Consider the following 10,198-nt stretch of genomic DNA (forward strand, 5'->3'; position numbering starts at 1 on the left):
ACACGCTCCCGAAGATCGTCCGAACGCGCCTTGCCCATAATAGCCTCCCAATCAGAAGACCCATGGACTCACGGTTCGGACCCGATGGGAATCCCCCGCTCGATCACATTCGATTCAACTCAGCGGGCGGCTGCTCTAGGGCCTGATCGGTTGAGGAGGAATCGCTTCGCGATACCGCCGATGCCGTGAATCAGGCTTCAGCATGATCCTGGAGCGAAATCCGGGTTTGGACGCCTTCGCGTCCAGGCGGATTTCGCTCTGGCTTCACGGGAATATGAAGCGCGCGCGACCACGCCGCGTGGTTATGATGCCCGCCATGCGCACGATGGGCTGGATCATTCCCGTGGCGGCCCTCGCGGCCGGTCTGCTGGCGGCGGCCTCTGCGGCCCAGCCGTCGGCTGTCCGCGGCGCGCGTGGAGAGGCACCTGCGGAACCCGTGATCGTCGAGCTGTTCACCGCCCAGGGGTGCACCGGCTGCCCAGAAGCCAACGCTCGCGTCGAGGCCGTAGCCGACGAACCGGGCGTCATCGCCCTGACCTATGCCGTCGACTACTGGGACTACCTCGGCTGGCCCGATACCTTCGCCCGGCCCGAGTTCGCCCAGCGTCAGCGCGACTATCGCCGCCCCCTACACCTTCGCGACGTCTCGACGCCCCAGGTGGTGATCGACGGCCGCCGGCAGGTCGTGGGCGGGCAGGCCGACGCCCTCCAGGCCGCCATTGACGAGGAAGCGGCGCGGCGCGTCTTCCCGCCCGAGATCGAATTCCGCGACACCGGCGACAGCGTCGGGGTCGGTTCCGGTCGATCCCCGGACGGCGGGGCCGAGGTCGTCGCCGTCTTCTACACGCCCGGCTCGCAGACGGTGGAGATCGCCAGCGGCGACAATCGCGGCCGCGTCGTGCGTCATGTCAACGTGGTCCGATCGGTTCGCGTCCTGGGGGACTGGGGCGGCCGCTCCGTCCTCTATCCCCTGCCCCTGGCGGACGCGGGTCAGGCCGTCGCCGTTCTGGTCCAGGCCAAGGCCGACAGGCGCATCCTGAACGGGGCCGTCCTGCCCCAGCGCTGACCGGCGTCAGCTTCGGTCAGTATCCCTGTCCTCCCTTTCGGGATGACAGTGCATGATCGCCCTCTCGAGCGCGGGGCGCGATGTAGGACGCGATGTTCGGATCGGGACGGGGATAGGCGGCGAAATACTGCGCGTCGCGGCCATCGGTGACGGCGACACCAACATCGACCTTAGCGTCCATGACGCCGGCGGAGCCCTGCTCTGTCGCGACGGCTGCGGCGACCACTATCCGGTCTGCAACGTCGCGCCCCGTCGCGCGGGCAAGATGAGGGTAGTCATCACCAATCTGGGCAACGTCTGGACGCGGGTTCAGGTGCTGGGCAACGGAGGCTCGCCGCTTCTCAGGCGCCCGCGCGCCTGGCGAACGTCCATGCCCCCTCGGACAGGGCCGGGACCTGCGCCGCCATGCCGCGGGCGTGGCTGCTCGCGGCCGTGCCGTCGCGAACGCGCCCGGCAATGCCCTGACAGATGGCCGCCAATCGGAACAGGTTGTAGGCGAACAGCCAGTCCAGATTGGTCGGCGCCGTGCCCCCGCTCTGGCGCGCGTAGCGTTCAACCATCTGTTCCACGGTCGGGATGCCCAGCGCCTCCAGATCGGCCCCCGCCAGCCCGTTCCGCTGCGTCGCCGGAATGACCCACCCAATCAGCAGATAGGAAAAGTCCGCCATCGGATCGCCCAGGGTCGACAACTCCCAGTCCAGCACCGCCCGCACCTCGGTCACGCCGCTCGGGTCTAGGGCTGGCGCGAGGATCAGATTGTCCAGTCGGAAGTCGCCGTGGACGATCCGCGTCGGCCCTTGGGGCGGCAGGGTCGCGGGCAGGAACTCAATCAGCCGCTCCATCGCCGGGATCGGCTCGATCTCCGAGGCGCGGTATTGTTTGGTCCAGCGCCCGACCTGACGCTCGAAATAATTGCCCGGCCGGCCATAGTCCGACAGCCCGATCGCCGCCGGGTCGAAAGCGTGCAAAGCCGCCAGCGTGTCCACCTGGGCGTCATAGATGGCCCGGCGTTCGTGGGGCTGCATGCCCGGCAGCTTCAGGTCCCACAGCACACGGCCCTCGACCTTGTCCATGACGTAAAACATCGAACCGAGTACGGCATCGTCCGTACACAGTGCATAAGGCCGCGCGACCGGGAAGGCTTGCGCGTGCAGGGCCGAGATGACCGTGAACTCGCGATCGACCGCATGAGCGCTCGGCAGCAGCGTCCCCGGCGGCTTGCGACGCAGCACATAAGCATGGCCCGGCGTGACCAGCTCATATGTCGGATTGGACTGGCCGCCCCTGAACTGACGCACCGTCAGTGGCCCGGCATAGCCCTCGAGGTTCGCCGACAGCCAGACGTCCAGCGCGCCCTCGTCCAGCGCATAGCGCGCATCCACTTCCTGGGTACCGGAGAAGGTCGACTGCGGATCATTCAGGGCGGTGTCGGTCATTGGGCGGCGATGATGGCGGCCTTCACCGCCCCGCGCCAGCCCTTCAGCAGCCTCTCTCTTTCAGGCTTACTCATGCTCGGCTTCCAGACGGTGGGCGGCTCGACCGGATGGTCCTCAAGATCGCCGATCAGGCCGACGCCCAGCGCCGCCAGTTTGGCCGCGCCCAACGCCGTCATCTCCTGAAACGCCGGCCGTTCGACCGTGATTTCGCAGACGTCGGCGACGAACTGCATGGCGAAGCCGTTGGCTGTGACGCCGCCGTCGACCCTGAGCGTCGACAGGCGTGGTGCGCCGTCCGCCGCCAGCGCGTCCAGCAGATCGCGCGTCTGGTAGGCGAGGCTCTCCAGCGCGGCCCGGACCATGTGCGCCGGTCCCGAATCCCGCGTCAGGCCGACGATGGTTCCGCGCGCCTCCGGCTCCCACCACGGCGCGCCCAGACCGGTAAAGCCCGGAACCAGATAGACGCCGCCGTTGTCCTTCAACGACGCCGCCATCGCCTCGGACTGGCCCGCGTCGGTCAGCGCCTTCAATCCATCGCGCAGCCACTGGATCGCCGACCCTGCAGAGAAGATCGACCCTTCCAGCGCATAGGCGACCGTCCCGCCGACCGCATAGCCCAACGTGCCCAGCAGGCGGCTGGTTGAGGCCACCGGCGCGGTGCCGACGTTGGCGACCAGAAAAGCCCCGGTGCCATAGGTGATCTTGGCGTCCCCGGCCTTCAGCGCGCCGTGTCCGACCAGAGCCGCCTGCTGGTCCCCTGCCGCGCCGCGAATCGGAAGGCTCGCGCCAAGCAGGTCGGTCAATGTGTCGCCGAAATGATCCGTGCACCCGCATATCCGGGGCAGGGCCGTCATGGGCACTCCGAACAGGTCCGCCAGATCGGGCCGCCATTGCCGCGTGGCCAGATCCATCAGCGAGGTGCGGCTGGCGTTGGTGGCGTCGGTGACATGGCTCGCCCCTCCAGTCAGCTTCCATATCAGCCAGGTTTCGATGGTGCCGACCTTGACCTCGCCCGCCTCGGCCCGCGCCCGCGCGCCGGGCACGGCGTCCAGCAGCCAGGCGAATTTCGAGGCGGAGAAATAGGGGTCGAGGATCAGGCCGGTCGCAGCCTGCACCATCGACTCATGTCCCGCCGCCGCCAGCCTGCCGGTCGCGTCAGCCGTCCGCCGGTCCTGCCAGACGATGGCCCGGTGCAGCGGCTCACCGGTCGCGGCGTCCCACATCACCGAGGTCTCGCGCTGATTGGTGATGCCGATGGCTGCGAACCGGTCGGCGCCGCCCGCCTGCGCGATCACAGCGCGACAGACCTTGAGTGTCGCGTCCCAGATCTCGGCCGCGTCATGCTCGACCCAGCCGGATCGGGGAAAGTGTTGCGCCAGTTCGACCTGATCGACCGCCAAGGGCTGCAGGCCGCCCTCGGGCGCGGGCTGGAAGGCGATGGCGCGGGTGGAGGTCGTGCCTTGGTCGATGGCGAGGATGAGGCGGTTCATCAGTGATTAGTGGCGAGTGGCGAGCGGCGAGGCAAGGATCGACCGGTGTCGCCGGTGACAGGGCCATCACTCCCTCACTCGCCACTCGCCACCCGCCACTTACGTGCGCTAGATCAGCCCATGCACACCGCTTCGTATCACGGCGTCCGCGACGCCGCCCGCCAGTTGCTTGGCCATGCCGTTCGCACCCCGCTGATCGAAAGCCCGGCGCTGAACGCGCGCGTCGGCGGCCGCGTGCTGATCAAGGTTGAGACCCTGCAACGCGCCGGGGCCTTCAAATTCCGCGGGGCATGGAACCGCATCAGCCGGCTGACGCCGGATGAGGTCACGCGCGGCGTCGTGGCCTATTCCTCCGGCAACCACGCCCAGGCCGTGGCCTGCGCCGCGCGGATGATGGAGACCAGCGCGGTAATCGTCATGCCCACCGACAGCCCGAAGGTGAAGGTCGAGGGCGTGATCGCCTTCGGCGGCGAGGTGCGGACATACGACCGCTACAGCGAGAGCCGCGAGGCCATCGGCGAGGAGATCGCCCGGACACGCGGCTCGATTCTGGTTCGCCCGTTCGACGACCCCTTTGTCATCGAGGGCCAGGGCACAATCGGGCTGGAGATCATGGAAGACGTAGAGGCCCAGGACCTGCGCCTCGACCAGCTCGTGTGCGGCGCTTCGGGCGGCGGCATGATCGCCGGGATCAACCTGGCCATGGCCAGCCTGTCGCCCGAGACCCCGGTGATCGCGGTCGAGCCGCGCGACTATAACGACATGCAGCTGTCGATCGCGGCGGACGAGCGGCTAACCCACGCCCCCGCGCCCGGCACCATCTGCGACTCCCTGATGACCGATAGGCCGGGCGAACTGACCTTCCCCATCAACCGCCGCATCGACCGGGTTGAGACGGTGTCGGACGCCGAGGTGGCCGAGGCGGTGCGCTATGCCTTCCGCGAGCTGAAGCTGGTTGTCGAGCCCGGCGGAGCGGTGTCTCTGGCTGCGGTGCTCTCGGGCCAGGTCGAGGCGCGCGACCGAACCACGGCCATCATCCTGTCGGGCGGCAACGTCGATCCCGCCCTGTTCGCCGCCATCATCGAAGACCGTTTCACGCCCATTTCCTGACACCCGGAGCCTGACACCATGAGCCGCACCGAACGCAAGGATACGCCCACCCCCGTCGCCGACCTGCCCGGCCTGATCGGCCACGAGGTCGGCGTCAGCCGCTGGATCAGCGTCGATCAGGCCCGCATCGACGCGTTCGCCGAGATCACCGAGGACCGCCAGTTCATCCACATCGACCCGGTCGCCGCGGCGCAACCCCCGTTCGGAGGCACCATCGCCCACGGTTTCCTGACGCTCAGCCTGCTGTCGGCCATGACCTATGACGCCGTCCCGCCGCTCGACGGGGTGGTGATGGGGGTCAACTACGGCTTCGACAAACTGCGCTTCCTCGCGCCGGTGCCGGCGGGATCGAAGGTCCGGGGACGGTTCAAGCTCCTGTCCGCCGAGGACAAGGGCGGCGGGCGCTGGTTGCTCAAGCACGAGGTCACGGTCGAGATCGACGGCGCCGACAAGCCGGCCCTGATCGCCGAATGGCTGGGGATGCAGGTGGTGGGCGGGTGACGGATTGAAATGGACCATCAACTGGTCCATAATATCTACATGACCCACGTCTCGATCTCCGACGCCAAGGCGCAGCTGACAGACCTCGTCCGCCGCGCGGAAGCTGGCGAGCATGTCGTGCTGACCCGTCATGGCCGCGAGGTGATCCGGCTGGCACCCGTCCGGACGCCCAACCAGAAAACTCGCGACGAGCGGGCTGCTGCCATCCGCGCCGCGCAGGCGATGGTGGGCGACCTGCCGGCTGACTTCGACGCCGCGCGAAGCCAGGACTTTCTCTACGATGAAGACGGCCTTCCGGCGTGATCGCCGTCGATAGTTCGGCCTTGATCGAGGTTCTGGCACGCCAGCCTTTGGGGCCACCCTGTATGGACGCCCTTTTGGACAACCGCCTGATCATCTCTGCGGCGACCCTGACGGAAACGCTGATCGTGGGTTCGCGCGCTGAGTTCAAGGCGGCGATCCGGCCTTTCCTCGCCGAGTTGAACCTTGAAGTCATTCCGGTGGATCAAGCGTTCGCCGAGCGAGCCGCCGACGCCTACCGGCGCTGGGGCAAAGGCTTCCACGCGGCCTATCTGAACTATGGCGACAGCTTCAGTTACGCCCTGGCCGAGACGTACGGCTGTCCACTGCTCTATGTCGGCAACGACTTTGCGCAGACGGATATTATCAGTGCGCTTGCCCCGGCGGTGCCGACAAGCCGGCCCTGATCTCGGAATGGTCCGCGATGCAGATCGTGGGCGTCACCCCTCCCCCAGACACCTCAGCGCAACTTCCAGATTGCGCAACCCGTCCTCGCCCGTCACCGCCGGCGGTTCGCCGGTGCGGATCGCGTGGGCGAAGGCTTCCAGTTCCTTCTTCAGCGGCTCGGCGGGCCAGCTGTTGACGGCGCGGGTCTGGTAGGAGCCGTCGGGCTGCTGGCCGAAATACTCCGTGACCTGACGGGTCATCAGGTCGGCGACCACGAATTTGTTCGTCGTTGCCACCTGCAAGGTCCGTACCTTGTAGGGGGTGACCCAGTTGGTGGTGATGTGGGCGATGGTCCCGTTGGCCAGCCGAAACTGCAGCAGGGCCGTGTCCTCGCGGTCGGCCTTGGTGCGCGCCAGCTGGGGCTGGACCTCGACCACTTCGGAATCCGTCAGGTGGCGGATGATGTCGATGTCGTGCACCGCCAGGTCGATGACCACCCCGACCTCGCCCATGCGCGGCGGAAACGGGCCGACGCGGGTGATCTGGATCGAGATGATGTCGTCGCCGTCAATGGCGCGCTTGACCGCCTCCACCGCCGGATTGAACCGCTCGACCTGGCCGACCATCAGCACCCGGTCGTTTGACTTGGCAGCGTCGATCAACGCCTGCGCGTCGGCGATGGTGGCGGCGATCGGCTTTTCGACCAGCACATGGACCCCGGCCTCCAGCAGGGCCACGCCCAGTTCGGCGTGGTGCCGGTTGGGCGTTGAGACCACGGCGGCGTCCAGACCGGCGGCGATGAAGTCCTCTGCCGTGGTGAAGGCCGTGGCGTCATACAGGCCGGCGACGCCCTCTGCCGTTGCGGTGTCGGGATCGAAGACGGCGATCAGGTCGAAGTCGCGGATGCCCGACAGCACACGGGCGTGATTGCGCCCCATGACGCCGACACCGGCGACACCGACCTTGAGGGGGGGGAGATTCTGGGTCATGCGCGACCTTGGGCGAAGCCGGCGACCGCCGCGATGACCCTGTCCTGCGTCGCCTCGTCGAGGTCGGCGTGCATCGGCAGGCTGATCACCCGGTCCATGAGCCGTTCGGTGACCGGCAGGCTCCCCGCCCCGCCGGAGAACCGCGCATAGGCAGGCTGCAGGTGCATGGGGACAGGATAGTAGACGGCGGTGGGCACACCGAGGGCCTTCAGATGCGCGGCGAGGCCGTCGCGGTTCTCGTGTTCGATCGTATACTGGGCCCAGATCGAGACGCCGCCCTGGATCACGGCGGGCACGCTGGCGACATGGGGCGCAAGGCCGCCGGCATAGATGTCCGCCGCCCGGTTGCGCCATTCGATCTCTTGAGCGAAGACCTTCAACTTCTCGATCAGGACGGCAGCCTGGATGGTGTCGAGCCGGCTGTTCATGCCGATGCGCATCGCCAGGTATTTGGGATCGTGAGCAAAGCTCTGGCCGGGCTTCAGATCCTTGGCGACGACCTTGCCGTGCACCCGCAGCGAGTCCATTTCCTGGGCCAGGTCTTCATCGTCGGTCAGCACCGCCCCGCCGTCGCCGTAGCAGCCCAGGGGCTTGGCCGGGAAGAAGCTGGTGGTGGTGATGTCGGCCCATTTGATGGGATGGTCGCCGTTCAGGGTGCAACCGAAACCCTGGGCCGAATCCGCGATCAGCTTGAGGTCATAGCGGTCACAGATGGCCCTGATGGCCGGATAATCGGCGGGCTGGCCGAACAAGTCGACGGCGATGACCACGCGGGGCTTGAGTCGGCCCTCCTTCAGGGTCGCCTCGATCGCCGCCTCCAGCTGGACCGGGTCCATGTTGAAGGTCCGGGAGTCCACATCGACAAAGACCGGCGTTGCGCCCAGCCAGGGCACGACCTCGGCCGTCGCCGTAAAGGTGAAACTGGGACAGAAGACCGCATCGCCGGTGCGGATGCCCCAGGCGATGAGCGGCAGGATCAGGGCGTCGGTGCCGTTGGCGCAGCCCAGGGCATGTTTCGCCTGTCCGAAAGCGGCCAGATCCGCCTCGAACTGGCGCACCTGCGGACCCATGACCCAGGCCCCGCCGACGACGGCTTCCTGCACCGCGGCCTCGATCTTGCCGTTCAAGCGAAGGCGCTGGGCCTGAAGGTCGATGAAGGCAATGGTCATGTCGAACGTCTCTCCGGTCGGTCCGGGCCGCGCCCGCAGCAGGTCGGCGTCGGGCGGCGGCCGGACGGGGTGGCGGCACCTCCTACCAAATCCGTCGCGAGTCCGACAAACGTCAAAGGGTCACTTCGCGTGACGGGTTGCAACGGATGCGTACGGCGCCCTATTCGCAAGGCCCATGACCACCGGCGTCCCCGCCGTGTTCCTCGACCGCGACGGCGTGTTGATCGAGGACACCGGCTACCCCCACCTGGAAGACCAGCTCCGCTTGACCCCCGGCGCGGCCGAGGCGGTGCGTCGCCTGAACCAGCACGGCTATCTGTGCGTCATCGTGACCAACCAGTCCGGCGTGGCGCGGGGTCTGTTCAGCGAAGACCAGATGAAAGCTTTCAACGCTTTACTCGTCCGTCGTCTGGCGGCCAGAGGGGCGGTGATCGGTGCCGTCTACGCCTGCCCTTTCCACGCCGAAGCCCGGGACGAGCGCTATCGTCATCCCGACCATCCCGACCGCAAGCCCAATCCGGGCATGATCCTGCGCGCCATCGCCGACCACCGCATCGACCCGGCCAAGTCCTTCATGATCGGCGACCAGCCGTCCGACATGGAAGCGGCCCGCCGCGCCGGCGTGCCCGGTTTCCAATTCGAGGGCGGCGATCTGGACGCCTTTGTGCGCGAACTTTTCGCCACTGAAACCGCGCCGGTGGATTTCCCCGCGCGATGAATTAAGAGTCGCGCCATGACCACATATATCGACCGCCGCTGGACCACCGCTGACGGCCTCAGCCTCTACGCCCGCGACTACGCCGCCGCCGCCGGTCCGGCGAAGCTGCCGATGATCGCCATCCACGGCCTGACCCGCAACTCGGCCGATTTCGACCATATCGCCCCGTTGATCGCCCAGTCGGGCCGTCGCTTGCTGGCGCTGGACATGCGGGGGCGGGGACGGTCGGATCGCGCGCCCGATCCCATGACCTACCAACCCGCGACCTATGCCCAGGACGTGCTGGCCCTGTTGAACCAGTCGGGCATCGAGCGGGCCGTCTTCATGGGTACCTCCATGGGCGGGCTGATCACCATGGCCCTGGCCGCCATCCGGTCCGAGGTCATCGCCGCCGCCATCCTGAACGACATCGGCCCGGAGGTGGCGAAAGAGGGCCTGATGCGGATCGCCGCCTATTCGGGCCAAGCCGTGGACACCCCGACCTGGGCCGCGGCCGCCGCCTATGTGAAGGGCATCAACGCCGTCGCCTTCCCCCATTATGGCGACAAGGACTGGGACGCCTTCGCGCGGCGCACCTTCACCACCGGAACAGACGGCGCGCCGGTCCTGAACTATGACCCCGACATCGCCGTGCCGATCCGCGCGGCGGGTGCCAAGGCGCTGGTCCCCAACCTCTGGCCCTTCTTCACCCGGCTGGCCAAGGATCGTCCGGTGCTGCTGGTGCGCGGCGAGACATCCGACCTGCTCAGCCCCGAGATCGCGGCGAAGATGCGAAAACGCGCCCCGAAAATGGATTATGTCGAAGTCTCAGGCGTCGGCCACGCGCCCATGCTGGACGAAGCCCAGGCCAAGGCGGCGATCTTTCCGTTCCTGTCAGAGTTGCCGTAATGCGTGGCGAGTGGCGAGTGAGCAATCGCTCGAACAACCACCAGGGAAGCCCTCCGCGCGCCGTCAATTCACCATAACTCACTCGCCACTCGCCACCCCGTCTCACGGCACATTCGCTTCCAGCTCGTCCAGCCAGACTCGCGC

Annotated in this window: 11 protein-coding genes; 7 read left to right on the forward strand and 4 right to left on the reverse strand. The window is 67.4% G+C overall.

Features of this window, described 5'->3' with window-relative positions; genetic code table 11:
• The first annotated feature begins 316 nt into the window (after window positions 1-316).
• Window positions 317-1,066, forward strand: coding sequence for a DUF1223 domain-containing protein (locus ACESMO_RS07900; RefSeq protein ID WP_372707614.1), 750 nt, complete (start codon window positions 317-319; stop codon window positions 1,064-1,066).
• Between the two features lie 341 nt (window positions 1,067-1,407).
• Here the strand turns inward: ACESMO_RS07900 and ACESMO_RS07905 are convergent, their stop codons facing one another.
• Entirely contained in the window at window positions 1,408-2,502 is a 1,095-nt protein-coding gene (locus ACESMO_RS07905) for a phosphotransferase family protein (protein WP_372707615.1), read from the reverse strand.
• Window positions 2,499-3,992 carry a glycerol kinase GlpK gene (gene glpK / locus ACESMO_RS07910; RefSeq protein ID WP_372707616.1) on the reverse strand — a complete coding sequence of 498 codons (1,494 nt, stop codon included), beginning with the start codon at window positions 3,990-3,992 and terminating at the stop codon, window positions 2,499-2,501. The genes ACESMO_RS07905 and glpK overlap by 4 nt, the downstream gene beginning before the upstream one ends.
• A 120-nt stretch (window positions 3,993-4,112) precedes the next feature.
• Here glpK and ACESMO_RS07915 point away from each other — a divergent pair, with 120 nt between their 5' ends.
• The 4 genes from ACESMO_RS07915 to ACESMO_RS07930 are packed head-to-tail and all read left to right on the forward strand — an operon-like array spanning window position 4,113 to window position 6,310.
• Complete coding sequence (locus ACESMO_RS07915; RefSeq protein ID WP_372707617.1) at window positions 4,113-5,102, forward strand: threonine/serine dehydratase; 990 nt, start codon at window positions 4,113-4,115, stop codon at window positions 5,100-5,102.
• Window positions 5,103-5,120: 18 nt separating this feature from the next.
• The gene (locus ACESMO_RS07920; protein WP_372707618.1) at window positions 5,121-5,603 is read left to right on the forward strand and encodes a MaoC family dehydratase; all 483 of its coding nucleotides are present in this window, start codon (window positions 5,121-5,123) and stop codon (window positions 5,601-5,603) included.
• Window positions 5,604-5,612: 9 nt separating this feature from the next.
• Window positions 5,613-5,906: a type II toxin-antitoxin system Phd/YefM family antitoxin gene (locus ACESMO_RS07925; protein WP_372707619.1), complete on the forward strand. Its 294-nt coding sequence runs from the start codon at window positions 5,613-5,615 to the stop codon at window positions 5,904-5,906.
• Complete coding sequence (locus tag ACESMO_RS07930; protein ID WP_372707620.1) at window positions 5,903-6,310, forward strand: type II toxin-antitoxin system VapC family toxin; 408 nt, start codon at window positions 5,903-5,905, stop codon at window positions 6,308-6,310. Before ACESMO_RS07925 ends, ACESMO_RS07930 begins: the two co-directional genes overlap by 4 nt.
• A gap of 33 nt (window positions 6,311-6,343) precedes the next feature.
• Here ACESMO_RS07930 and ACESMO_RS07935 read toward each other — a convergent pair whose 3' ends face one another.
• Both ACESMO_RS07935 and ACESMO_RS07940 read right to left on the reverse strand, forming a co-directional pair.
• Window positions 6,344-7,279, reverse strand: coding sequence for a Gfo/Idh/MocA family protein (locus tag ACESMO_RS07935; protein WP_372707621.1), 936 nt, complete (start codon window positions 7,277-7,279; stop codon window positions 6,344-6,346).
• Window positions 7,276-8,448 carry a DegT/DnrJ/EryC1/StrS family aminotransferase gene (locus tag ACESMO_RS07940; RefSeq protein ID WP_372707622.1) on the reverse strand — a complete coding sequence of 391 codons (1,173 nt, stop codon included), beginning with the start codon at window positions 8,446-8,448 and terminating at the stop codon, window positions 7,276-7,278. The genes ACESMO_RS07935 and ACESMO_RS07940 overlap by 4 nt, the downstream gene beginning before the upstream one ends.
• Window positions 8,449-8,623: 175 nt before the next feature.
• Between ACESMO_RS07940 and ACESMO_RS07945 the strand changes: the two genes are divergently transcribed.
• Together ACESMO_RS07945 and ACESMO_RS07950 are read left to right on the forward strand one after the other, a co-directional pair.
• Window positions 8,624-9,166: a D-glycero-alpha-D-manno-heptose-1,7-bisphosphate 7-phosphatase gene (locus ACESMO_RS07945; protein WP_372707623.1), complete on the forward strand. Its 543-nt coding sequence runs from the start codon at window positions 8,624-8,626 to the stop codon at window positions 9,164-9,166.
• A gap of 15 nt (window positions 9,167-9,181) precedes the next feature.
• Window positions 9,182-10,054: an alpha/beta fold hydrolase gene (locus tag ACESMO_RS07950; RefSeq protein ID WP_372707624.1), complete on the forward strand. Its 873-nt coding sequence runs from the start codon at window positions 9,182-9,184 to the stop codon at window positions 10,052-10,054.
• Window positions 10,055-10,198 lie beyond the last annotated feature (144 nt).

Source organism: Brevundimonas sp. (assembly GCF_041688735.1).
GTDB lineage: Bacteria > Pseudomonadota > Alphaproteobacteria > Caulobacterales > Caulobacteraceae > Brevundimonas.

What these genes read in the sequence shown, in the direction of transcription:
- ACESMO_RS07900 (WP_372707614.1), top strand. Translation starts at nt 317, where the DNA reads ATGCGCACGATGGGCTGGATCATTCCCGTGGCGGCCCTCGCGGCCGGT.
- ACESMO_RS07905 (WP_372707615.1), bottom strand. Translation starts at nt 2,502, where the DNA reads ATGACCGACACCGCCCTGAATGATCCGCAGTCGACCTTCTCCGGTACC.
- glpK (WP_372707616.1), bottom strand. Translation starts at nt 3,992, where the DNA reads ATGAACCGCCTCATCCTCGCCATCGACCAAGGCACGACCTCCACCCGC.
- ACESMO_RS07915 (WP_372707617.1), top strand. Translation starts at nt 4,113, where the DNA reads ATGCACACCGCTTCGTATCACGGCGTCCGCGACGCCGCCCGCCAGTTG.
- ACESMO_RS07920 (WP_372707618.1), top strand. Translation starts at nt 5,121, where the DNA reads ATGAGCCGCACCGAACGCAAGGATACGCCCACCCCCGTCGCCGACCTG.
- ACESMO_RS07925 (WP_372707619.1), top strand. Translation starts at nt 5,613, where the DNA reads ATGGACCATCAACTGGTCCATAATATCTACATGACCCACGTCTCGATC.
- ACESMO_RS07935 (WP_372707621.1), bottom strand. Translation starts at nt 7,279, where the DNA reads ATGACCCAGAATCTCCCCCCCCTCAAGGTCGGTGTCGCCGGTGTCGGC.
- ACESMO_RS07940 (WP_372707622.1), bottom strand. Translation starts at nt 8,448, where the DNA reads ATGACCATTGCCTTCATCGACCTTCAGGCCCAGCGCCTTCGCTTGAAC.
- ACESMO_RS07945 (WP_372707623.1), top strand. Translation starts at nt 8,624, where the DNA reads ATGACCACCGGCGTCCCCGCCGTGTTCCTCGACCGCGACGGCGTGTTG.
- ACESMO_RS07950 (WP_372707624.1), top strand. Translation starts at nt 9,182, where the DNA reads ATGACCACATATATCGACCGCCGCTGGACCACCGCTGACGGCCTCAGC.